This is a genomic window from Ruegeria sp. CJ9, from assembly GCF_056536625.1.
Genome location: NZ_JBQFPY010000002.1, coordinates 289,043 through 309,913, shown reverse-complemented (window position 1 = coordinate 309,913; position 20,871 = coordinate 289,043). Strand labels below are relative to the sequence as shown.

Annotated in this window: 24 protein-coding genes and 1 tRNA gene; 13 read left to right on the top strand and 12 right to left on the bottom strand. The window is 59.1% G+C overall.

Annotation, left to right across the window (positions count from 1 at the left end):
* Nucleotides 1-10: 10 nt before the first annotated feature.
* A complete protein-coding gene (locus ACR0AJ_RS07025; RefSeq protein WP_480740450.1) occupies nucleotides 11-886 on the bottom strand; it encodes a hypothetical protein in 876 nt (291 codons plus the stop codon).
* A 209-nt stretch (nucleotides 887-1,095) separates the two neighbouring features.
* Between ACR0AJ_RS07025 and ACR0AJ_RS07020 the strand changes: the two genes are divergently transcribed.
* Together ACR0AJ_RS07020 and ACR0AJ_RS07015 are read left to right on the top strand one after the other, a co-directional pair.
* A complete protein-coding gene (locus tag ACR0AJ_RS07020) occupies nucleotides 1,096-1,851 on the top strand; it encodes an SDR family NAD(P)-dependent oxidoreductase (RefSeq protein WP_170348969.1) in 756 nt (251 codons plus the stop codon).
* 9 nt (nucleotides 1,852-1,860) lie between these two features.
* Nucleotides 1,861-2,412, top strand: coding sequence for a sugar O-acetyltransferase (locus ACR0AJ_RS07015; RefSeq protein ID WP_480646949.1), 552 nt, complete (start codon nucleotides 1,861-1,863; stop codon nucleotides 2,410-2,412).
* On the opposite strand, the gene ACR0AJ_RS07010 is transcribed toward ACR0AJ_RS07015, so the two are convergent.
* The 3 genes from ACR0AJ_RS07010 to ACR0AJ_RS07000 all read right to left on the bottom strand — a co-directional run bounded on the left by ACR0AJ_RS07010 (nucleotide 2,409) and on the right by ACR0AJ_RS07000 (nucleotide 5,568).
* Nucleotides 2,409-4,217, bottom strand: coding sequence for an ABC-F family ATP-binding cassette domain-containing protein (locus ACR0AJ_RS07010; protein WP_480740448.1), 1,809 nt, complete (start codon nucleotides 4,215-4,217; stop codon nucleotides 2,409-2,411). The genes ACR0AJ_RS07015 and ACR0AJ_RS07010 overlap by 4 nt on opposite strands.
* Nucleotides 4,218-4,258: 41 nt before the next feature.
* Entirely contained in the window at nucleotides 4,259-4,993 is a 735-nt protein-coding gene (locus ACR0AJ_RS07005; RefSeq protein ID WP_254440175.1) for a GNAT family N-acetyltransferase, read from the bottom strand.
* Nucleotides 4,994-5,091: 98 nt separating this feature from the next.
* A complete protein-coding gene (locus ACR0AJ_RS07000; protein WP_170348973.1) occupies nucleotides 5,092-5,568 on the bottom strand; it encodes an outer membrane protein assembly factor BamE in 477 nt (158 codons plus the stop codon).
* A gap of 85 nt (nucleotides 5,569-5,653) precedes the next feature.
* On the opposite strand from ACR0AJ_RS07000, the gene ACR0AJ_RS06995 reads away from it, so the two are divergent.
* The 8 genes from ACR0AJ_RS06995 to ACR0AJ_RS06960 all read left to right on the top strand — a co-directional run bounded on the left by ACR0AJ_RS06995 (nucleotide 5,654) and on the right by ACR0AJ_RS06960 (nucleotide 11,014).
* Nucleotides 5,654-6,190 carry a YceD family protein gene (locus ACR0AJ_RS06995; RefSeq protein WP_480646951.1) on the top strand — a complete coding sequence of 179 codons (537 nt, stop codon included), beginning with the start codon at nucleotides 5,654-5,656 and terminating at the stop codon, nucleotides 6,188-6,190.
* 206 nt (nucleotides 6,191-6,396) lie between these two features.
* Nucleotides 6,397-6,603, top strand: coding sequence for a 50S ribosomal protein L32 (gene rpmF / locus ACR0AJ_RS06990; protein ID WP_008756996.1), 207 nt, complete (start codon nucleotides 6,397-6,399; stop codon nucleotides 6,601-6,603).
* A 23-nt stretch (nucleotides 6,604-6,626) separates the two neighbouring features.
* Entirely contained in the window at nucleotides 6,627-7,715 is a 1,089-nt protein-coding gene (gene plsX, locus ACR0AJ_RS06985) for a phosphate acyltransferase PlsX (protein WP_170358864.1), read from the top strand.
* A gap of 21 nt (nucleotides 7,716-7,736) precedes the next feature.
* Entirely contained in the window at nucleotides 7,737-8,708 is a 972-nt protein-coding gene (locus tag ACR0AJ_RS06980; protein WP_480740446.1) for a beta-ketoacyl-ACP synthase III, read from the top strand.
* A 96-nt stretch (nucleotides 8,709-8,804) separates the two neighbouring features.
* The gene (gene ihfA / locus ACR0AJ_RS06975) at nucleotides 8,805-9,107 is read left to right on the top strand and encodes an integration host factor subunit alpha (RefSeq protein WP_008755922.1); all 303 of its coding nucleotides are present in this window, start codon (nucleotides 8,805-8,807) and stop codon (nucleotides 9,105-9,107) included.
* 18 nt (nucleotides 9,108-9,125) lie between these two features.
* Complete coding sequence (locus ACR0AJ_RS06970; protein WP_170348977.1) at nucleotides 9,126-9,734, top strand: MerR family transcriptional regulator; 609 nt, start codon at nucleotides 9,126-9,128, stop codon at nucleotides 9,732-9,734.
* 62 nt (nucleotides 9,735-9,796) lie between these two features.
* Nucleotides 9,797-9,873: transfer RNA gene (locus ACR0AJ_RS06965), tRNA-Pro, on the top strand.
* Between the two features lie 61 nt (nucleotides 9,874-9,934).
* Complete coding sequence (locus ACR0AJ_RS06960) at nucleotides 9,935-11,014, top strand: 2'-deoxycytidine 5'-triphosphate deaminase (RefSeq protein ID WP_480661714.1); 1,080 nt, start codon at nucleotides 9,935-9,937, stop codon at nucleotides 11,012-11,014.
* Here the strand turns inward: ACR0AJ_RS06960 and ACR0AJ_RS06955 are convergent, their stop codons facing one another.
* The 6 genes from ACR0AJ_RS06955 to argS all read right to left on the bottom strand — a co-directional run bounded on the left by ACR0AJ_RS06955 (nucleotide 11,015) and on the right by argS (nucleotide 16,636).
* On the bottom strand, nucleotides 11,015-11,236 hold the full coding sequence (locus tag ACR0AJ_RS06955; RefSeq protein ID WP_480643884.1) for a hypothetical protein: 222 nt from the start codon (nucleotides 11,234-11,236) through the stop codon (nucleotides 11,015-11,017).
* 64 nt (nucleotides 11,237-11,300) lie between these two features.
* Nucleotides 11,301-11,957 carry an SMC-Scp complex subunit ScpB gene (gene scpB / locus ACR0AJ_RS06950; protein WP_170348980.1) on the bottom strand — a complete coding sequence of 219 codons (657 nt, stop codon included), beginning with the start codon at nucleotides 11,955-11,957 and terminating at the stop codon, nucleotides 11,301-11,303.
* Nucleotides 11,950-12,744: a segregation and condensation protein A gene (locus ACR0AJ_RS06945; protein WP_170348981.1), complete on the bottom strand. Its 795-nt coding sequence runs from the start codon at nucleotides 12,742-12,744 to the stop codon at nucleotides 11,950-11,952. Before ACR0AJ_RS06945 ends, scpB begins: the two co-directional genes overlap by 8 nt.
* Nucleotides 12,734-13,741 (bottom strand): beta-N-acetylhexosaminidase, encoded by a 1,008-nt coding sequence (gene nagZ, locus ACR0AJ_RS06940; RefSeq protein WP_170348982.1) that lies wholly within the window; start codon nucleotides 13,739-13,741, stop codon nucleotides 12,734-12,736. The genes ACR0AJ_RS06945 and nagZ overlap by 11 nt, the downstream gene beginning before the upstream one ends.
* Complete coding sequence (locus tag ACR0AJ_RS06935) at nucleotides 13,738-14,802, bottom strand: SPOR domain-containing protein (RefSeq protein WP_170348983.1); 1,065 nt, start codon at nucleotides 14,800-14,802, stop codon at nucleotides 13,738-13,740. The genes nagZ and ACR0AJ_RS06935 overlap by 4 nt, the downstream gene beginning before the upstream one ends.
* 88 nt (nucleotides 14,803-14,890) lie before the next feature.
* The gene (argS, locus tag ACR0AJ_RS06930; RefSeq protein ID WP_480740444.1) at nucleotides 14,891-16,636 is read right to left on the bottom strand and encodes an arginine--tRNA ligase; all 1,746 of its coding nucleotides are present in this window, start codon (nucleotides 16,634-16,636) and stop codon (nucleotides 14,891-14,893) included.
* A 134-nt stretch (nucleotides 16,637-16,770) separates the two neighbouring features.
* On the opposite strand from argS, the gene ACR0AJ_RS06925 reads away from it, so the two are divergent.
* Nucleotides 16,771-17,322 (top strand): putative pterin-binding protein, encoded by a 552-nt coding sequence (locus ACR0AJ_RS06925; RefSeq protein WP_170348985.1) that lies wholly within the window; start codon nucleotides 16,771-16,773, stop codon nucleotides 17,320-17,322.
* Here ACR0AJ_RS06925 and ACR0AJ_RS06920 read toward each other — a convergent pair.
* Nucleotides 17,299-18,465, bottom strand: coding sequence for a deoxyguanosinetriphosphate triphosphohydrolase (locus tag ACR0AJ_RS06920; protein WP_170348986.1), 1,167 nt, complete (start codon nucleotides 18,463-18,465; stop codon nucleotides 17,299-17,301). The genes ACR0AJ_RS06925 and ACR0AJ_RS06920 overlap by 24 nt on opposite strands.
* A 76-nt stretch (nucleotides 18,466-18,541) precedes the next feature.
* Between ACR0AJ_RS06920 and ACR0AJ_RS06915 the strand changes: the two genes are divergently transcribed.
* Both ACR0AJ_RS06915 and xth read left to right on the top strand, forming a co-directional pair.
* Nucleotides 18,542-18,865 carry a HesB/IscA family protein gene (locus ACR0AJ_RS06915; RefSeq protein WP_170348987.1) on the top strand — a complete coding sequence of 108 codons (324 nt, stop codon included), beginning with the start codon at nucleotides 18,542-18,544 and terminating at the stop codon, nucleotides 18,863-18,865.
* Between the two features lie 60 nt (nucleotides 18,866-18,925).
* Nucleotides 18,926-19,705, top strand: a complete 780-nt coding sequence (gene xth, locus ACR0AJ_RS06910; protein ID WP_480740442.1) for an exodeoxyribonuclease III — start codon at nucleotides 18,926-18,928, stop codon at nucleotides 19,703-19,705.
* Nucleotides 19,706-19,709: 4 nt separating this feature from the next.
* On the opposite strand, the gene ACR0AJ_RS06905 is transcribed toward xth, so the two are convergent.
* Nucleotides 19,710-20,861, bottom strand: coding sequence for an FAD-dependent monooxygenase (locus tag ACR0AJ_RS06905; protein WP_480646963.1), 1,152 nt, complete (start codon nucleotides 20,859-20,861; stop codon nucleotides 19,710-19,712).
* Between the last annotated feature and the right edge of the window lie 10 nt (nucleotides 20,862-20,871).

The following is a 20,871-nucleotide window of genomic DNA, read 5'->3' as shown; positions in this document are numbered from 1 at the left end:
GCAAACGGGCTTAGCGTTTTCCATCCTTGCCGCCGCCTTTTCCGTCGCCGTGGCCGCCCTTACCACCGCCATGGCCTCCTTTGCCGCCGCCTTTACCGTCGCCGTGGCCGCCTTTGCCTCCGCCGTGACCGCCGCCATTGCTGCCCCCATTGCCGTGACCACCGCCGCCATTGCCATTGCCGTTATTGCCGCCACCGTTTCCGGTGCCGGGGCCAGAGCCGCCGTTATTGCCACCGCCGTTGCCGGAATTCCCGTTGTTTCCGTTACCATTACCGGGGCCGCCGTTGTTGCCACCGTTGCCGCTGCCGTTGTTGCCGCCGTTGCCACCACCGTTGTTGCCGCCATTGCCGCCGCCGTTGTTGCCGCCGTTGTCGCCGCCACCGCCGTTGCCACCGCCGTTGCCTGGGTCACCGCCGCCGTCACCGGGATCACCGCCACCATCACCGGGGTCGCCGCCACCGTCACCGGGGCCACCGCCGCCGTTGCCGGGGTTACCACCTCCGCCTCCGCCGCCAGACCCGGAACCGCCTCCGTTATCTGAATCAAGACCGGCAAACTGATCATTTCCCCGCGCCTCGCCTGGATTTCCCGATGCACCAATCGAACCCGTTGGTTGGTCGGTCAACAACGAAGCCAATCCTGGGCATTGCGCCGTTGTGTTGCGCAATGTGGTCGCGAAATCCGACCGTTGTTGCAGGCGTTCCAGAAAGCTGGGTGTCACCTGCTGACAATCACACAGCGCCTGATAATCCCCCCGATTTGCAGCATCCCGGGCGGTCTTCCAGTTGCACACCTCTGGCGCAGCTGCGGCGCTGCTTACCGCCATCACAGTCAGAAAAGGTGCAGTTACCAGCACAGGAATTCCGACTTTCAAACTCTTACGCATAACACTTGTCTCCTTGTTCGGCGCCCCCTCGACGCGTCAAATTGATAGGTACCGATGTGAGACTTGCGCATTAAGCGCAGTTAAAGTTCCTCTGAGAATCGCTTGAGAAACGGCATAAAACTTTGAAAAATCTCGTCCGAATTGTGGACATCACCTAAATCCTCAGATTAACTGAACATACGTTCATATCCTGAGAGGAGACCGCCGCCATGCAATTGTCCACCACATCCGCGATCATCACTGGCGGTGCTTCGGGGCTGGGCGAAGCAACCGCACGTCACTTTGCCGAGCGCGGCGCGCAGGTCACTATTCTGGACCGCGACGCCGTCCGTGGCACTCAGGTCGCGGAGGAAATCGGAGGGCATTTTGCTGAAACGGACGTGACGAACGAGGAATCCGTCGCCGCAGCGATCGATCGGGCGATGAACAATATGGGCCAGATCACGGCCGCCGTGAACTGCGCCGGAATCGCTTATGGCATCAAGACGGTGGGCAAAGACGGCCCCCACCCTCTGGACGCCTTTCAACGCACCATCGACATCAATCTGGTGGGCACATTCAACGTCTCGCGCCTGGCTGCGGCTGAAATGGCAAAGAATGACCCTGAGCCCGACGGCGCACGCGGTGTGATCATCAATACCGCATCGATCGCGGCCTTTGACGGGCAAAAGGGACAAGCGGCCTATGCGGCCTCAAAAGGTGGAGTGGTCGGGATGACCCTGCCGATGTCCCGCGATCTGGCCGCGACCGGGATACGGGTGATGGCCATCGCCCCCGGTATCTTCATGACCCCGATGCTGGCCGGTCTACCAGAAGAGGTACAGCAGCAACTGGCCGCTGACGTCCCCAACCCGGCCCGTCTGGGTGATCCGCGTGAATACGGGCGACTGGCCGGGTTTATCGTCGAGATGGGATACCTGAACGGAGAGGTCATCCGCATCGACGGTGCCCTGCGAATGCGCTAGGTCAGTTTCATGACCGAACGCGAAAAGATGCAGGCCGGAGAGTGGTATTGCTGTCTGGATCCGGAATTGGATGCCCTGCGCGTACAGGCCCGGCGCGCGGTTCACGCGCATAACACCTGTCCGCCGGATACCCGCGGTGCAATAGCACCGGAATTGCTGGCGTTGTTCGGCAACGTCGGGTCGGATTGCTTTCTCGAGGCTCCTTTTCACTGCGCCTATGGGGTGAACATCCACCTTGGCCAGCGCGTTTATTTCAACGCGGGCTGCGTGGTTCTGGATACCGCACCGGTGAGGGTCGGAGACGGCACGATGTTCGGACCGCACGTTCAGATTTATTGCGCTCAACACGCCAAAGACCCGGTTGAGCGTGCGCAGGGTCTTGAAATTGGTCTTCCGGTGACGATTGGGCGGAATGTCTGGGTGGGCGGTGGAGCCATCCTGATGCCCGGCATCACCATCGGCGACAATGCCACCATCGGTGCGGGCAGCGTCGTGACCAAAGACGTCGCGGCCGAAGAAACGGTCGTTGGAAACCCTGCCCGAGCGCTGAAACAGTCCTAAGCGCCTTCGGCCTTTTCTTCGAGCATCAGCCACTCATCCTCGGCTGCGGCCAGTTTTTCCTGCCGCTCGACCAACGCCTCGGTCGCCTTCTGGAATTTAACCGGTTCGCGAGTGAACAATTCGGGATCGGACATGAGGTCTTCCAGTTTGCCGATCTCGGCCTCAAGCCGGGCGATTTCGGCGGGTAGTTTCTCAAGCCGGTGTTTTTCCGAGAAAGACAGACCCGATTTCGCCTGACTTTCCGGCTTGATCTTTGCCTTTGAGGGTTTTGATTTTTCTACCTTCTTTTCCGCAACGTCCCCTCGCTGTGCAATATAGTCCGACCACCCACCCGCATAGACGATTGCGCGGCCATTGCCCTCCATCGCGATGGTCGTAGTGGCGACGCGATCCAGGAAATCCCGGTCGTGACTGACCAGCAGAACGGTGCCGTCATAATCGTCCAGCAGTTCCTGTAACAGATCCAGTGTTTCGACATCCAGATCGTTGGTCGGTTCGTCCAGCACCAGCAGGTTCGAGGATTTGGCCATCAGCTTGGCCAGCAGCAATCGCGCTTTTTCGCCCCCTGACAGGGATTTAACCGCCGCTCTGGCCTGCCGTTCGTCAAACAGGAATTCCTTGAGGTAGCCGACCACATGCTTGGGTTGGCCACCGACCATCACCTGATCGGCCTTGCCGGAAACCCGCATCTCGGGGTCGCCGGTCAGACTATCCCAAAGGCTCATTTCCGGGTCCAGTTGCGCGCGGGTCTGATCGAACACCGCAACCTCAAGATTGGTACCCAGGGTCACCGACCCCTCATCCGGTTGTTCTTGTCCAAGCAGCATTTTCAGCAGGGTCGTCTTGCCTACACCATTCGGTCCGACAAAAGCCACCCGATCACCGCGTTGCACCAATAAGTCGAAATTCCGCACGATCCGTTGCGCATCAAAGGACTTGGCCAAGCCTTTGGCCTCGATCACTTTTCGTCCGGATTTCGGCCCTGCCTCAAGCGCCATAGCGGCCGAGCCCTGGCGTTTGATTTGCGCCGCCTTTTCGGCCCGCAACGCCTGCAGGGCGCGCACGCGGCCTTGATTGCGCTTGCGTCGTGCGCTGATGCCCTCGACAGCCCATTTCGCCTCGGATTTAATCAGGCGGTTCAGCTTGTGACGTTGCTGATCTTCCTCATCCCAAACTTTGTCACGCCAGGTTTCGAAAGCGTCGAACCCCTGTTCCTGTCGCCGCACCATTCCGCGGTCAATCCAGAGCGTGGCTCGGGTTAAAGCCCGCAAAAACGCGCGGTCGTGCGAGATCAGAACAAACGCAGCCCGCGTCGCGCCCAGCTCACGCTCGAGCCAGGCGATGGCTTCGATATCCAGGTGGTTGGTCGGCTCGTCCAGCAGCATCAGGTCTGGCGCCTCGGCCATCAGCTTGGCCAAAGCCGCGCGCCGCCGCTCGCCGCCCGAGGCCGTTTCGACCGGGCGCGACGGGTCGAATTTCAGCCCCTCTCCGGCACGTTCAACCTTGTACAGCTCACCTGGCTCTAACCCGCTTGAGGCATAGTCGCCCAGCGTCGCGAACCCTTCCATGGTTGGGTCCTGCTCCATGTAACCTATAAATTTTCCAGGCGGAATCACAATGTCGCCTTGGTCTGGCTCGACCAGACCGGCCATCACTTTCATCAAGGTTGATTTGCCGGACCCATTGCGCCCCACCAACGCGATACGATCGCCCGGCTGCACCACCAGGTCCAGCCCCGAAAACACCGGATCACCCCCAAAGGTCAGGGAAATGCCGGACATCTGCAACAAAGGAATTCTCGCCATGCCCGCCAGCTAAACCGGCAAGGCCAAGGGGTCAACGGGGATTACCGAACCACCGCTCGCAACAAACGTTTCCTTGCCGGGGGAATCGCACCAATCTCAAGCCCGGTGAACACATGCAGCGTGTTCATATGCCGATCGACGACCGCATGGTCACTGACCCAGCCGCCCATCATCAGATAAGTACGCAGCAAGGGCGGCATCCGCAACATCGCCTTTTTCACATCCGGCCTGCGACGCAGACGCGTGGCAAAGCGGAATACATCCGGTGCCTTGACCCGTGGCAGCCAACGTTTTGGGGCGAGATGCCTGTGCTTTAGAATCGCGAACGCATCCAGATACTCCTCGGTTTCGGTCCCAGCGAAGGACGAACAGCCAAACAGCATCTCGACATCATTCTGATCTACATAGGCCGTCATTGCCCCCCAGGCGACACGCAGAATGTCTGGGTCGGTCCAGTCCGGATGAACGCAAAACCGCCCCATCTCAACCATCCGACCGCTAAACCCCGCAAGCGCCGAAAGATCATAGAACTGCGCCGAATAGCTGCGGCCGATTTCAGTGCCATCTGCCATGGTCAGCATGCGGAAACAACAGACCACCTGCCCGCCTGCGCGCACATCTTCGACCAGAATATGGGCACAGACCGAATCGAAATCGTCCTGATCGATTTTTTCTGTCCCAAAGGCCAACATCCGCAGCTGCTGTGCCGCCGCCAGGTCCTGCCGCGACTGCGCCAGCCGGGCGCGATACCGCCCCTTACCAAGCAATAGTGCCATGGTCGCATCCTCCGCGGTTGCTGACCTGTTTCCTCTTGCCATGCCCCTATCACACAATGTGTGATTGCCGCATGACCATCGCAAGATGTGGCTGTAACTTATTGTGACGTGCCGGGAATATTGGCCGGGTTAAAGTTACCGATGTTACCCAACAGCTGACGGATAAAGCCCTGACCCTGAATCGTGGACTCGGTAATCCGGCGATCCAGCGTAACGACAATACCATCCTCAAGCCCGAACCGTTCGATGTTCCGAACCACGCCCCGGTCATCAAAGCTGATCGCCACCAACTCACGCGAGACCACTTCGGGCTTTTTCGGGCCGTAATGACGAATGCGTGACCGGACGTAATAGAACCCGGAATCGCGGATCACGCCGGACGAACTGGGGGCGCCGACCGCCTCGATCACACTGTCGCGGGTGTCCACACCCACTTTGACCTCGGCCAGGTCCTCGGGCGTTGGGACATATCCGTGATTCTTGAAGACCGGCGAACATGCACCAGCCGCTGCCAGACAGGCCGCAAAGACAAGCGTTTTCGACGCCGGTTTCAACCTGTTCACAACCTTCAACATTCACACCCTCTTGCCTTGGCCCGTTACGGACCCTATCCGCTTACATCAAACCGCAGCCCCGGTTCAACACAGGAAAGGGTCACGAATGAGCAACCAGACATCTCTGCGGGTGGCCGATCTGCCCCAAAATGCACCAACCCCCTTTGAGTTGCGCCCAGACGCCAAGGCTTTGGAGGCTACCAGAGACGAGTTGGGCTTGCTTGGCCTACGCAAGCTCAGCTTTGTGGGTGACGTAAGGGCACAGGGCAAGCGCGACTGGGTATTGAACGGAAAACTGGGGGCTACAGTGATTCAGCCCTGCGTGGTGACATTGGAACCGGTGACCACCCGCATCGACATCCCGGTCGCGCGAATCTATGTGGCCGATTGGGTTGATCCAGAAGAGCCCGAGTTTGAAATTCCCGAAGGTGATGAAACCGAACAGCTTGGTGCTGAGATCGACCCAGCGCTTGTCATGGTCGAGGCCCTGTCGCTGGCCCTGCCCCAATACCCACGTAAAGACGGTGCCGAACTGGGACAGGCCGACTATACTGAGCCGGGCAAACAGGCCATGACAGACGAAGACGTCAAGCCCTTTGCCGGTCTGGCCGGTCTGCGCGACGCGCTGAAAAAAGACGAGTGACATAGGTCTGTTTTCCTGTCATATCAGGCCCTCAGAAAAATCGCTTGAACATGTCGAGAATCGCAGTATTTTCGCGCGCTCATCGGAATTTGGGTTGGACATTGCGGGGATCGTCCCCTAAACGCGCGTCAAACCACGAGATAAACAAAGAATGAAACCCGGCCCACAGCGAATCTGTTGGCCCTCAGTAGACAAAGGTTGAGACCATGGCCGTCCAACAGAACAAAGTTTCCAAGTCGCGTCGCAACAACCGCCGCGCACACGACGCTCTGGTTGCTGCAAACCCGAACGAATGCCCCAACTGCGGCGAGCTGAAGCGCCCGCACCACGTCTGCGCGTCCTGTGGCCACTACGATGACCGCGAAGTCGTCGCACAGGCCGACGAAATCGACCTGGACGAAGACGCGGCCTAAGCCTTTAAAAGCGCAGGCAAGGAATGACTGAACAGCCCTCGCACGCCGGACGGATTACCATCTCGGTTGACGCTATGGGCGGAGACTCGGGGGCCGCGACTGTGGTTGCAGGCATTGCCAAATCGGCAATCAAAAACCCCGATATCGCGTTTATTCTGCACGGGCCTGAGCCTACGCTTCGCAAACTTGTTGCCAAACGGCGTGTCCTGCAAGGGCGCGTCGTTTTTCGTGATTGCCCCGATGTAGTCACGATGGAGGACAAGCCCAGTCAGGTTGTCCGCAGTGGCAAGCAGACCTCGATGTGGTCAACGCTGGAATCAGTGCGGCAAGGTGAGGCGCATGGCGCCGTTTCCTGCGGCAACACCGGCGCGCTGATGGCTCTGTCGATGATGCGGTTGCGCAAATTGCCGGGTGTAAATCGTCCGGCGATTGCGATTCTGTGGCCATCGCGCAACCCGCAGGGGTTCAACGTGATGCTGGATGTGGGCGCGGATGTGCGCGCCGACGCCAAGGATCTGCTGCAATATGCGCTGATGGGTGCATCCTATGCGCGCAACGGCATGGCGCTGGAACGTCCTCGGATCGGTCTCTTGAACGTGGGCACCGAAGAACACAAGGGCCGCGCCGAGCTTAAAGAAGCACATGCAATGATCACGGAATTCGCAGAGCAGGCGAATTTCGATTTTGTCGGTTTCGTTGAAGGCAGCGACATTCCCGGCGACAAGGCGGATGTCATTGTCACTGATGGGTTTACCGGCAACGTCGCCATTAAGACCGGCGAAGGCACCGCCAGCCTGATTGGCGACCTGTTGCGCAAAGCGTTCAAGTATTCACCGCTGTCACGCCTCGCTTCGGTACTGGCGATCACGTCGTTAAATCGTTTGAAAAAGCGTATCGACCCGCGCCAAGTAAATGGCGGCGTTTTTCTTGGCCTCAACGGAACCGTGGTCAAATCACATGGTGGCGCGGATGCCATCGGAGTCTCGGCAGCAGTCAAACTGGCCTTTACCCTGGCCCAGTCTGGTTTCGCCGAAAAATTGGCGGCACGGGTTGCATCGACAGCCGAGCTTGCACAAGATGCCGCCCACACGCCGCCAAAGGCTGGCGAATAACAAAAAAGGCAGTACCCAAGCATGGCAGGCCGTTCAGTTGTCGTTGGTGTCGGACACTATTTGCCAGAGCGCATCGTTCCGAATTCCGAGTTTGAAAAGACGCTCGATACAACGGATGAGTGGATTAAGACCCGCTCGGGTATCGAGCGCCGCCATTTCGCCGCCGAAAACGAAACAACGTCCGATCTGGCCACCAAAGCGGCCGAGGCCGCGCTGGCCGATGCGGGGCTGGTGGCTGACGATATCGATGCGATCATTGTGGCAACTTCGACCGCCGATCTGACTTTCCCATCTGCCGCAACCATGGTGCAGGCACAGTTGGGCATGACCAAAGGCTTTGCCTTTGACGTTCAGGCCGTCTGCGCCGGGTTCGTCTTTGCGCTGACCAATGCCAACGCCCTGATCGTATCCGGTCAGGCCAAGCGCGTTCTGGTCATCGGGGCTGAAACCTTCTCGCGAATCATGGACTGGACGGACCGGTCCACCTGCGTGCTGTTCGGTGATGGCGCTGGTGCGCTAGTGTTGGAGCTGCAAGAGGGCGAAGGCAGTGCGCAGGATCGTGGCATTCTGGCGACCGATCTTAATTCAGACGGCCGGTACAAGGACCTGCTTTACGTCGATGGCGGTGTGTCGACCCAATCGACCGGACATCTGCGGATGCAAGGTAATCAGGTGTTCCGCCATGCGGTCGAAAAACTGGCCAAAACGGCGGAAACCGCGTTGCAAAGCGTTGGCCTCAGCAACACTGACGTCGATTGGATTGTGCCCCATCAGGCAAATATCCGTATTATTCAGGGCACCGCCAAGAAAATGGGCCTGCCGATGGAAAACGTCGTCGTCACCGTTCACGACCATGGCAACACATCGGCCGCGTCGATTCCTCTTGCCTTGTCCGTCGGCAAACAGCGCGGGCAAATCAAGCAGGGCGATCTGCTTGTGACCGAGGCCATCGGCGGCGGTCTGGCCTGGGGCGCGGTTGTGCTGCGCTGGTAACCGGCGCAATTCGGCTTACACGCAGACTTGCAATTCATTGATATTGACAGCGAATTTCCCCTCACCGTATTCTGCGGTATCAACAGGGGAAATGGTATGGGCGATAAAACACTGACCCGAATGGATCTGAGCGAGGCCGTCTTTCGTGAGGTTGGCCTGTCACGCAACGAAAGTGCGCAGCTGGTCGAAAGCGTTCTGAACCACATGTCCGACGCTTTGGTGCGCGGCGAGCAGGTGAAGATTTCGTCATTCGGCACATTCAGCGTTCGGGACAAAACTGCCCGCATCGGCCGCAACCCCAAAACCGGCGAAGAGGTTCCGATTCAACCCCGCCGGGTTCTGACGTTCCGCCCGTCGCACCTGATGAAGGATCGCGTCGCCGCAGGGAACCGTAAGTAAGATCAGGACGACACGGTCATGAGCAAGTCCCCCGACGCCTTTCGCACAATCAGTGAAGTTGCGGACTGGCTGGGCGTTCAGGCTCATGTCCTACGATTCTGGGAAAGCCGTTTCAATCAGGTCAAACCGGTAAAGCGTGCCGGAGGGCGGCGTTACTACCGTCCCAACGACATGCGCCTGCTGGGCGGTATCAAGAAACTGCTGCACGAGGACGGGATAACCATCAAAGGCGTTCAGCGTATCCTGCGCGAACAGGGCGTGGCGCATGTTTCCGCGCTTTCGCAAGGGTTGGACGAGGTGGCCAAACCGGACGCCACCGCTAATGACAGTGTAGTTGTGCCCTTCTCTTCTAAGCCAGTCGAGACAAGCGAACAGATCAACCTAAATCTGGACGACGCTGCACCCGTTGCCGAGGCCCCTAAGGTGGAACCTGCTGAACCCAAACCGCAGCCGGTCGCGGCGCAACCCACACCGGAGTTTCTGGATGAGGCCCCTCTGCTGGGTGGAATCGCAACGCAGGCATGGAATCGCACCGATTTCGATGACGATCTGCTGAAACAGATTGCTCCGGTGGCAAAGGACCTGCGCGCCGTTCTTAACCGCATTGAAAACCGAACGGCGGGATAAGAAAAAAAGGCGATGATTTCCTCTTGCCCCTGCCGGGAAAGTCTTTATGAACACCTCAACGTCGGGCTATGGCGCAGCCTGGTAGCGCGTCCGTCTGGGGGACGGAAGGTCGCAGGTTCGAGTCCTGCTAGCCCGACCAAATCACACCGACGTTTATGGCAGACAGGCCAGATCCCGCTCTGGCATCAGGGGGGATCGGAATGACAGGTGTATGCCCAAACCAGCAGATCGAGGCGATGATTGCGCGCGGTGAAATCACCGCAAACCCCGATGTCATCGCAGCACAAGTCCAACCGGCCAGCCTTGATTTACGTCTGGGTACAGTAGCTTACCGGGTCCGAGCCTCATTTCTGGCGGGCGAAGGCCGCTCGGTCGCGGATCGTCTGGCCGAGTTTGAGATGCACCGCATCGACATCACCGATGGGGCCGTTCTGGAAAAAGGCTGCGTCTATTTGGTGCCGCTGATGGAGTCGCTGGCCCTGCCCGCTGACACCAGCGCGGTGGCCAACGCCAAAAGCTCGACCGGGCGGCTGGATCTTCTGACCCGCACGATCACCGATGGCGGCACCGAGTTTGATCGCGTGCCCGCAGGCTATACCGGGCCGCTTTATGCCGAGATTTGCCCCCGCTCCTTCTCGGTTCTGGTGCGTCCGGGTATGCGGCTGAATCAGATTCGCTTTCGTCAGGGTCAGGCCGTGCTCAGCGACGCGGAACTGACCGCATTGCACAACGCCTCGCCATTGGTCGACGGACCGGCGGTCATTCAGGACGGGCTGGGGTTTTCGGTCGACCTGCAACTGCCCGACACCGATCTGGTCGGCTATCGCGCCAAACCGCATACCGGAGTGATCGATCTGGACCGGATCGGAGAATACGACCCGCAGGAATACTGGGAAGAGGTCCGCACCACCGATGGCCGCATCATCCTGGACCCGGGCGCCTTCTACATCCTGGTCAGCCGCGAGGCCGTCCACATCCCGCCCCTCTATGCCGCTGAGATGGCGCCGTATCTGGCCATGGTGGGTGAATTCCGGGTGCATTACGCAGGTTTCTTCGACCCCGGTTTCGGCCACGCCGCCGCCGGAGGCGCTGGATCACGTGGAGTGCTTGAAGTGCGCTGCCATGAGGCACCTTTTGTGTTGGAACACGGTCAAGTCGTCGGCCGGCTGGTCTATGAGAAAATGGCCGAAATGCCCACCCAGCTGTACGGGGCTGGCATCGCCTCAAACTACCAAGGACAAGGCTTGAAATTGTCCAAGCATTTCAAGGCGGTTAGCTGATTAGAACTTCATGAACCGGCGCGCTTGACGGGTCATTCGTTGCGCTTGTTTCAGGTTCTGGGATGGGCGTGGGCCTTTGTTGTTGGCACGGTTGGCCTCGCCGGGCTGTTCGTTTTTACCACCCATACGGCTTGCCATACCAAAGCCCTTGTCAACGCCTTTACTGACAAGGCGGCGCATGACCTGACGTACGATCATGTCGATCATCCGATTGGCATTCATTGCTCAACTCCGTTTTCTGACCCTCAACATAGGCGAATTGTGTGACACCAAAAGGGGCGTTTGATCACTCTTCCTCGAACAGTTCGGTCTGATCTTCATCCTGCTCTTCTTCGCGCCCCTCGCCCAGTGGGATGGTGCCCGGCGGTGGCCGGTTTTCCAGGAGGCCAGCGGCGCGCAGTTCCTTGAGCCCCGGCAGGTCGCGGGCGTTCTCAAGCCCGAAATGGTCCAGGAAATGCGGCGTCACCACAAATGTCACCGGACGGCCCGGTGTCATTCGGCGACGGCCTAACCTGATCCACTCCATTTCTAGCAGTTGGTCGATCGTCCCGCGTGAGACCGAAACACCGCGAATTTCTTCAATCTCAGCCCGCGTACAGGGTTGATGGTAGGCCACGATAGCCAGCGTTTCGATGGCCGCACGGCTCAGTTTGCGGGTTTCAACTGTTTCTTTTTGCATCAAAAAGCCCAGATCGGGGGCGGTTCGAATGGCCCAGGCCTCGCCAACCTTGACCACCCGCACGCCGCGCCCTTCATATCGTTTCTGAAGCATCTCAACGGCTTGCGCCGCGTCGCTGCCATGGGGCATCCGGGCCTCAAGATCAGAGGTAGTCACCGGTTCGGCGCTGGCGAACAGCACGGCCTCGACCATGCGCTCTTGCTCTGCCAGCGGCGGCGCTTCGAACAGGGTGCCGGTGCCTTCGTCTTCGGGGGCGTCAGTCACGTGTGTCAGTCCTCTTGCGCAGATGGATCGGGGCAAAGGTCTCGCTCTGCTTGATCTCCATATGTCCTTCTTTCACCAATTCCAGCGAGGCCGCAAAGGTCGCCGCCGTGGCCGAGCGTTTGCGGACAGGGTCCGCGTCCCAACCATCGGGCAGATAGGTCTCCATATCCGTCCAGGTGCCCGCAAAGCCGATCAGGGGGCGCATCCGCTCCAGCGCCTGTTCCATCGTGAACACGGCGTCACGGTCCATCACGAAGGGGCGGAATTCGTCGCGTGTGCGGATGCGAGCGTACCCCTGCATCAAATCCAGCAGGGTTGCCGAATAAGTCACAGTGCGGATGCGGGTGACGTCCTCGCCCTGCCCGCGTTTGAAGAAATCGCGGCCCAGCTGGTCCCGCGCCATCAAGCGGGCCGCAGCATCACGCATGGCCTGCAAGCGCTCTAGCTGAAACGCCAGATGCGCGGCCAGTTCTTCACCCGACGGACCCTCGTCATCCGGATCAGGGGGCAGCAGCAGGCGGGATTTCAAGAAGGCCAGCCACGCCGCCATAACCAGATAGTCAGCCGCCAATTCAATCCGCAGGGCCCGGGCTTTTTCAACAAAAGTCAGATATTGCTGCGCCAGCGCTAGAACCGAGATTTTCCGCAGGTCGACCTTTTGTGTCCGCGACAGGGTCAACAACACGTCCAACGGGCCTTCGAACCCGTCGACGTCAACGATCAGGGCTTCGGCCGCAAGGCGATCCGCGACCGAGACCGGGTCTTCGCTGAAAAGGTTATCGTTCATATACCTGCCCGCCCATTAGGGCAGATAGTTCCGCCTCAGTCGCGGGGATGTCAAGTTCCGCAGGCTTTTGCCGCATTGCCAGCGCCTTTTCTGCGCGTATCTCGGCCTGCTCGGTCATTTCTCCGGCGGCTTCCAGCACTTTGGCGCGGGCTTCAAACGAGCCGTTGCAATGCAAAACCACGTCGCACCCGGCGTTGAGCGCCTGACGGGCAATCTCCTCGGGTGCGCCGCTGAGGGCCTTCATCGAGATATCATCGGTCATGATCAGGCCATCAAACCCAATCCTGTCGCGGATCAGACCGATCATTGTGGGTGAAATCGTAGCCGGTTGTGGGTCGATCCGGTCATAAACCAAATGCGCCGTCATCCCCATCGGCAGGTCGTTCAAGGCACGGAACGGCGCGAAATCGGTCTCTTCCAATGCGTCTTGCGTCAGATCGACATGTGGCAGGTCGTGGTGGCTGTCCAGCGTGGACAGGCCGTGGCCTGGCATGTGCTTGATCACTGGCAGAACACCACCATCCAGATGCCCCTTGGCAACCGCCTTTCCGATCCCGGAAACTGTTGTTGAATCAGATCCATAGCAGCGGTTCTTCAGAAAGGCATGCGTATCATCACGCGCCAGATCCACCATCGGGGCACAATTGCTGTCGATCCCCAGCTCAAACAGCTCATTCGCGATTAGGCGATAGCGTAGATACATGGCGCGTTCAGCCTGATCCCCCGCGCCCGCGACATGATCCAGTGGTGGCATCCATTCCCGCGCCAGTGGTGCGCGCAGCCGTTGCACGCGGCCGCCTTCCTGATCAATGGTGATCGGGCAATTGCGTCCCACAGCCTCGCGGAAGTCGTCGCACAGAGCACGGACCTGATCGGCGGTATCGATGTTGCGGGCAAATAAAATGAACCCAAACGGGTTCATTTCTTGAAACAGACTTTTTTCTTCGGGCGTCAGGCGCAAGCCTTCGGCATCAGTGATTGCCGCGCCGAAACTCACCGAGCGGCCACCGGGATACAATCGGCGCCTTGTGCTTCGAGGGCAGCGCAGAACTGACGCGAGTCGCTTAGGTCGTCAAATCCCAGAACCCGCAAACGATAGAAGGTCCGTCCACCACGTGAGGTTTTTTGGATAACACGTTGTTTTCCATCCATATACTCACCGAAACGGCCATTCAGGCGATCCCATTCAGCCCGCGCTACATCCGTGCTTTCATAGGCCCCAAGCTGGGCCATGCGCGTGCCCTTGGACAATGTGTCCGGGTCAATATCCAGCCCCACAGCAGCTTTGACCGCAGCGTTGATCGCGTCTTCAGTACTGCTGCTGGTGGTGATCCCGCTGGGTGTAGAACGGGCCGGGCGCGTGTTGGGGCGCAAAGACCGGCGAACCCCCGGCAGTGCGGCCAGTTCCGGATCGGGCAACTGTGCGGCCAGATCAGCGGGATCAATCGCGGGCTCTTCTTCGGGCACGACCAAAGAGGCCAGTTGCACGCCCTGCTCGGTCGGTTGGTCGATTTGTGCCGCATCACCAGCCAGTTCGGCGACCAGAGCGTCTACCGAACCCTGGCGCAATTGCGCAGCCTCCTGATCAGAAATCTCTTCCTGCACCACATGCACGGCCGGGGTGGGCTTCAGAGGCTCAACCGGCGTGTCCTCATCCGACAGGGACACCGGGCGCGGCGCAAGGATCAGACGATCCGCCGGGGGTGCGGCTGTTCCGACCGCGGCCACCGTGTTGACGGCCAGTCCTTGATGATCGGCAGGTGTTCCACCGGGGCTTTCTGGCTGAATGCGCATGGGCCCTTCGATGGCACGTACGACCGGTACGCCGCTAACATCGCGCATCACCAGCTTGTAACCCCAAACACCAATGCCAGCGACCAATGCCAGGGACGCAACCGCGCCCAGCGCGTTTACGATACGACCCAGACCCGCTGCGCGCGGCGCTTCTTCATACCCGTGCATGTCGTCGGAATAGTCATACCCATCCTGAGGATGTGGTTGATTCGTGTAATGCATCTGCTCGGGGCGCATCTGCCCCGAGTAATCGTAACGTGCCATGTCCGCCTCACCGCCCGATTCACGCCAGAAAATAAGGCGCGCGGGTCATTTCTTGCCTACCTCGTACCGGTGCTTCGGGCGGTGTTTGTTACCGCATCTCCTGCGCCGGAGTAACGCCAAGAATACCCAAGCCCGCTGAAATCACAACAGAAACGGCGCGGGCCAATGCGATTTTTGACTGGCTTGTGGCAACATCGCCATCCTGGATGAAACGCAGTTGAGTCTCGTCGTTGCCCTTATTCCACAGCGCGTGGAAGTCTCCTGCAAGCTCATACAGGTAGAAGGCAACCCGGTGCGGCTCATTCGTGCGCGCGGCGATCTCAACCAAACGAGGCCATTCAGCCAGCTTCTTGGCCACGGTCAGTTCCGAGGCGTGATCGTTCTTGCTGAGGTCCGCACCCGCAAGGGTCACGTCATCAGCGACAATCCCTGCCTCGGCGGCTCGGCGCAGCACGCTCATGATGCGGGCATGAGCGTATTGAACGTAGAACACGGGGTTCTCGCGGCTCTGCTCAAGCACCTTGTCGAAATCGAAATCCAGGGGCGCGTCGTTCTTACGAGTCAGCATCACGAAGCGGGTCACATCCGGCCCAACCTGATCGACCACATCCCGCAGGGTGACAAAGTTCCCGGCCCGCTTGGACATCTTGAATGGCTCGCCGTTCTTCCACAGCTTCACAAGCTGGGTCAGCTTGATATCCAGCGGCACTTTGCCATCAGACAGCGCCGATACTGCTGCCTTCATCCGTTTGACATAGCCGCCATGGTCCGCACCAAACACGTCGATCAACGCGTCAAAACCACGGGTCACCTTGTCATAATGATAAGCAATGTCGGGGGCGAAATAGGTCCAGCTGCCGTCCGACTTCTTCACCGGGCGATCGACGTCATCGCCATGTTCGGTGGACTTGAACAGGGTCTGCTCGCGCGGCTCCCAATCCTCGGGCTTTTTGCCCTTTGGCGGCTCCAGAACGCCTTCATAGATCAGGCCCTTTTCGGTCAGCGACTCCAGCGCGGCCTCGATCCGACCTGTGCCATAGAGCGATTTTTCCGAGAAGAACACATCCATCTCTACGCCCAGCGCCTTCAGGTCAGCGCGGATCAGGTCCATCATCGCGTCGGTCGAGAACTCGCGCAGATCGTCCAGCCATTCGCTTTCCGGCTTGTCGATCAGGCTGTCGCCGTATTTCTCTTTCAGCGCTTCGCCGATTGGGATCAAGTAGTCGCCCGGATACAAGCCTTCGGCAATCTCGGGGCTCAACCCGTTGGCTTCGCGATAGCGCTCGTAGGCCGAGCGTGCCAACACGTCGACCTGCGCACCGCCGTCGTTAATATAGTATTCGCGGGTCACATCATGGCCGGAATAGGCCAACAAGCTTGCCAGCGCATCGCCAAACACCGCGCCCCGCGTATGGCCAACATGCAGCGGCCCAGTCGGGTTGGCCGACACATATTCCACGTTGACCTTTTGCCCCTGCCCCATAGTCGAGCGGCCATAATCCGTGCCTTTCTCCAACACTGCCGCCAAAACACCCTGCCAAACCGAAGGCGCCAACCGCAGGTTCAAAAAGCCCGGCCCCGCTACCTCGGCACTGGTGATCCGGTCATCCGCCGCCAGCTTTCCGGCCAACACATCGGCAATGTCGCGCGGCTTCATCTTGGCCGGCTTCGCCAGCACCATCGCGGCGTTTGTCGCCATGTCGCCATGCGCGGCATCACGCGGTGGTTCGACCGTCACATTGTCAAAGCTCAGCCCCTCGGGCAGCGCGCCTTCGGACTGCATCTGTGCCAGCGCGTCCAGTACAAGGCCGCGGATCTCGGAAAACAGGTTCATTTCGGATGTCCTTTTGCTTGCCCGGCGGTTTACCACGCAAAGCGGCAAGGTCAATGGAAGCGATCAGTTTCCGCTTGGATTAGCGGTAAACCGGGCTAAGGTCACAGGAAATTCCTAACCTCGGAGATCGTTCCATGCGTCTTGCCCTGCCCCTTGCATTCGTCCTGACCACTTCGATCCCGGTCTGGGCCGATATGCCCGCGCCGCAGGGCCATGTTCTTCTGACGCTGGGCGGGGCGGTGACGGAAACCAACTTACCGGCTCGGGGTGAAAATGACGGTGGTCTGCTGGGTTATCTCGAAGTGCAGCACAGCGGCGGCGCCGGATTTGACGCCGCGATGCTTGACGGTCTAGCGCAAGTGGAGATCACAATTGCCTACGGCCCCGAAGACAATCAGCGCGACGTCGCCTTCTCTGGTCCGCTTTTGTCGGATTTGATGGTCATGGCAGGGGCCGAAGGGAAGACTGCCAAACCAATGGCGATGGATGGATACCAGTCCGAAATCCCATGGGACAGTATTCAGGCGCACCAACCCATCGTGGCAACGCATGCGGATGGCAGTCCGATGGGGATCGGCGGCTATGGCCCTACGATGATCGTTTTTCCGCCCACAGATGATGCTGATCTGGCAGACGAGCAATCCGGGCAACAGGTTTGGGCGCTAGCCTATATCGGCATCGAGTGACGACCGCCCCGTCAGCCTTTTGTGATCCTGCAAGGCAAAGCGGTCGGTCATACCTGCAATGTAGTCCGACACAATCCGTGCCAGCACCGTCTCATCCCGGGCTGCTTCTATATCGCCGTGCCAATGGGCTGGCATTTGTTTGGGATCGTTCAAGTAGATCGGGAATAATTCTTCAACGACCGCAGACACTTCGGCCCTGACCTTCATGACGCTGGGCGCACGATACATCCGCGAAAACAGGAAGGCGCGGATCTCTTTAAGTTGCGCCCAAAGCCCTGCCGAGAACTGGATCACCGGATAACCCAGATGCCGGATATCTTCGACCGTTTGCGCCCCAGAATCAGCGATCAGGTCGCGCGAGGTGTCGATCACATCCGAAACCATCACTCCAAACACGCGACGCAATGCTTCGTGCCTGCGCCGATACGGGTCCAGACCAGGGTACTTGCGGTCCACTTCCGCATAGCAATCACCGACGATGGGCAATTGCTGAATTTCAGCGTCCGTGAACAGATCGGCCCTGAGCCCATCCAACAGATCATGATTGTTATAGGCTATATCGTCAGACAGCGCGGCCACCTGTGCCTCGGCACTGGCATGGGTGTGCAGTTCAAGGTCAAAACCGCCATTGCACTCGGCCAGCGCCCACGGCAATTCGCCTGTCACAGGCCCATTATGCTTGGCTATGCCTTCCAGACATTCCCATGTCAGGTTGCAGCCGTCGAATTCGGCATAGTGGCGTTCCAATTTGGTGACGATCCGAATGGCCTGCGCGTTGTGATCGAAGCCGCCGTATGGCTCCATCAAAGCGTGCAAGGCGTCCTCTCCGGTATGACCAAAGGGCGTGTGCCCCAGATCATGCGCCAATGCCACGGCTTCGGTCAGTTCGGGGTTCAATCCCAATGCCCCGGCAATCGTGCGCGCCACCTGTGCCACTTCGATAGAATGCGTCAGGCGCGTGCGGTAACTGTCGCCTTCATGTTCAACAAACACCTGTGTCTTGTGTTTCAGCCGCCGAAACGCGCTGGCATGAATGATCCGATCCCGGTCGCGCTGAAAGCATGATCGGAAACTGCTTTCCTCCTCAGGTACTAGCCGCCCCCTTGCGCGGCCTGGGTCCGAGGCAAAACCTGCTCTGTCCAAAGGCCTTATCCTTGTCGCCTGTCCTTGCAATTTCTATATTGTAAGGCGTAAAGGAAATAAACCTTTGGAGACTGGCATGAATCTGCCCCCCACAGTCACAGAACGCGCCTTTGACCGTCTGGCCGAGATTGGCGCAGCGGATCAGGGTCAGGCCCTGCGCGTCGCAGTGGAAGGCGGCGGATGTTCCGGCTTTCAATACGAAATCGCGCTGGACGAACCCAAAGACGACGATCTTGTGCTGGAAGGCAAAGGCCAAAAGGTCATTGTCGATTCGATTTCTCTGCCGTTTCTGGAAAATGCAGTGATCGATTTCACGCAGGAACTGATTGGTGCGCGGTTTGTGATCGAAAACCCCAACGCGACCTCATCCTGCGGCTGCGGTACGTCTTTTTCAATGTGACCTTGCCCTGCCCGCGTGGTTGAGGGATAGATCAACCGGCAGTCAGCCGGAGGATCGCGCATGAAAATCGCCACGTTTAACATCAACGGCATCAAAGCGCGGGCCGAAGCTCTGCCCCGGTGGCTTGACGAAGCACAACCTGACGTCGTCCTATTGCAGGAAATCAAGTCGGTCAATGAAAACTTCCCGCGCGAGATATTTGAGGAACGTGGTTATAACGTCGAAACCCACGGCCAGAAAAGTTTTAACGGCGTCGCCATCTTATCAAAACTTCCACTTGAGGATGTGTCCCGTGGCCTGCCCGGAGATGACGAGGACGAACAGGCGCGCTGGATCGAAGCGACCGTGATCGGCAAGCAAGCGCTGCGGATTTGCGGGTTGTACCTGCCCAACGGCAACCCGGTACCCGGACCGAAATACGACTATAAGCTGGCCTGGATGGAACGGCTGTATCATCGGGCGCGCGAACTGATGGCCAGCGAAGAACCGGCACTTATGGCGGGAGATTACAACATCATCCCACAGGCCGAAGATGCCGCCCGCCCGGATGCCTGGCGCGAGGATGCCTTGTTCCGACCGGAAAGCCGTGCGGCGTTTCGCAAAATCCTCAATCTGGGCTTTACCGAAGCGTTTCGGGCCCGCACACAAGGACCTGGTCACTACTCATTCTGGGACTATCAGGCGGGTGCGTGGAACAAGAACGATGGCATTCGTATCGATCACTTTCTGCTGACACCTCAGGCTGCCGATCTGATGCAAGACTGCCAGATTGATGCAGCCGTGCGAGGGCATGAGAAACCGTCGGACCACGTGCCAGTCTGGGTTCAGCTCGACCTGTAATCAATCATGCGGTCGGGTCGTAGGCATAGATCCACTCATATTTTTTCGAAAGCCTTGGTCCAACGGCCATCAGCACCATCTGTGCCGCCAGTCGCATGGGACCGCGCAGGTGAAAATTTCGCGCGTTGGCTCCGGCGGTAGCCACAACTCGTTTGGCCCTTGGGCGACGGCGGGTTTCATAGGCAGCAAGAGCTTGTGTCACATCGGGTTTTTCTTCGAAGGTGCGGGCTAGAATCCACGCATCCTCTAACGCCAAACAGGCCCCTTGCGCCATAAAAGGCAAGGTCGGATGCGCGGCGTCGCCCAGCAGCGCCAACCGCCCGTTCTGCCAGCTTTGCGCCACAGGCCGCAGGAACAGGGCCCAAAGATGGGTTTCGGTCACGTCAGACAGAATATCGCCCACTGGCCCCCCGAAATCGGCAAAACGCGCGCGCAGATCATTCGGATCGCCTTGCAGCCGCCAGCCTTCCTCTTGCCAGTCCGAGCGTTCCTCAATTGCCACCACATTCATCAGTTGCTGATCGCGCAACGGATAGGTGACGACGTGGCGTCCAGGCCCCATTGTCAGTGAGGCGCAAGGCATCTCCTCTCGTTCTGACAAGGGGATAGTCGCACGCCAGGCAATCTGGTGCGTAAACTGAGGGGCCTCTGGCCCGTTCAGGGTCGGACGTATGGTGCTGCGGCCCCCGTCCGCCGCGATAGCACAGTCGCACCGCAAGCGTTCGCCGTCATTGAGAACGATTTCCGCCTCTGCCGGATGTTGGAGAACCTGCGCCACCTGCGCGCCCAGCTGGATAGTAACGCCCGCCTCTAAAGCCGCCCGGCGCAACAGGTCCAGCAAATCTGCGCGATGGTAATAGTAGGTCGGTCCGGCCGCCGGTGCGGGAATACGGCTTATTACTCGACCGTTGCGATAATCTCGCAGAATTGTGCCGTGAGACAACTGCCCGCCCTCGGGCTTATCCCCTAACACATTCAGCGCCCGCAAAACCGCCATGCCGTTGGCGCTGATCTGCAATCCTGCGCCAACCTCAGTCAGGGCCGGAGCCTGCTCAAGAACCGTGACCTGCGCCCCGCGTTGCCGCAGTGCCAAAGAGGCTGCCAGCCCCCCTATTCCGCCGCCGATGACATTGAATTTCAGACCGTTGATATCCATGGCACCGGCT

Excerpts from the sequence above, each read along its gene's own strand:
- ACR0AJ_RS07025 (WP_480740450.1), bottom strand. The coding sequence starts at position 886 with ATGCGTAAGAGTTTGAAAGTCGGAATTCCTGTGCTGGTAACTGCACCT.
- ACR0AJ_RS07020 (WP_170348969.1), top strand. The coding sequence starts at position 1,096 with ATGCAATTGTCCACCACATCCGCGATCATCACTGGCGGTGCTTCGGGG.
- ACR0AJ_RS07015 (WP_480646949.1), top strand. The coding sequence starts at position 1,861 with ATGACCGAACGCGAAAAGATGCAGGCCGGAGAGTGGTATTGCTGTCTG.
- ACR0AJ_RS07010 (WP_480740448.1), bottom strand. The coding sequence starts at position 4,217 with ATGGCGAGAATTCCTTTGTTGCAGATGTCCGGCATTTCCCTGACCTTT.
- ACR0AJ_RS07005 (WP_254440175.1), bottom strand. The coding sequence starts at position 4,993 with ATGGCACTATTGCTTGGTAAGGGGCGGTATCGCGCCCGGCTGGCGCAG.
- ACR0AJ_RS07000 (WP_170348973.1), bottom strand. The coding sequence starts at position 5,568 with ATGTTGAAGGTTGTGAACAGGTTGAAACCGGCGTCGAAAACGCTTGTC.
- ACR0AJ_RS06995 (WP_480646951.1), top strand. The coding sequence starts at position 5,654 with ATGAGCAACCAGACATCTCTGCGGGTGGCCGATCTGCCCCAAAATGCA.
- rpmF (WP_008756996.1), top strand. The coding sequence starts at position 6,397 with ATGGCCGTCCAACAGAACAAAGTTTCCAAGTCGCGTCGCAACAACCGC.
- plsX (WP_170358864.1), top strand. The coding sequence starts at position 6,627 with ATGACTGAACAGCCCTCGCACGCCGGACGGATTACCATCTCGGTTGAC.
- ACR0AJ_RS06980 (WP_480740446.1), top strand. The coding sequence starts at position 7,737 with ATGGCAGGCCGTTCAGTTGTCGTTGGTGTCGGACACTATTTGCCAGAG.
- ihfA (WP_008755922.1), top strand. The coding sequence starts at position 8,805 with ATGGGCGATAAAACACTGACCCGAATGGATCTGAGCGAGGCCGTCTTT.
- ACR0AJ_RS06970 (WP_170348977.1), top strand. The coding sequence starts at position 9,126 with ATGAGCAAGTCCCCCGACGCCTTTCGCACAATCAGTGAAGTTGCGGAC.
- ACR0AJ_RS06960 (WP_480661714.1), top strand. The coding sequence starts at position 9,935 with ATGACAGGTGTATGCCCAAACCAGCAGATCGAGGCGATGATTGCGCGC.
- ACR0AJ_RS06955 (WP_480643884.1), bottom strand. The coding sequence starts at position 11,236 with ATGAATGCCAATCGGATGATCGACATGATCGTACGTCAGGTCATGCGC.
- ACR0AJ_RS06945 (WP_170348981.1), bottom strand. The coding sequence starts at position 12,744 with ATGAACGATAACCTTTTCAGCGAAGACCCGGTCTCGGTCGCGGATCGC.
- ACR0AJ_RS06935 (WP_170348983.1), bottom strand. The coding sequence starts at position 14,802 with ATGGCACGTTACGATTACTCGGGGCAGATGCGCCCCGAGCAGATGCAT.
- argS (WP_480740444.1), bottom strand. The coding sequence starts at position 16,636 with ATGAACCTGTTTTCCGAGATCCGCGGCCTTGTACTGGACGCGCTGGCA.
- ACR0AJ_RS06925 (WP_170348985.1), top strand. The coding sequence starts at position 16,771 with ATGCGTCTTGCCCTGCCCCTTGCATTCGTCCTGACCACTTCGATCCCG.
- ACR0AJ_RS06915 (WP_170348987.1), top strand. The coding sequence starts at position 18,542 with ATGAATCTGCCCCCCACAGTCACAGAACGCGCCTTTGACCGTCTGGCC.
- xth (WP_480740442.1), top strand. The coding sequence starts at position 18,926 with ATGAAAATCGCCACGTTTAACATCAACGGCATCAAAGCGCGGGCCGAA.
- ACR0AJ_RS06905 (WP_480646963.1), bottom strand. The coding sequence starts at position 20,861 with ATGGATATCAACGGTCTGAAATTCAATGTCATCGGCGGCGGAATAGGG.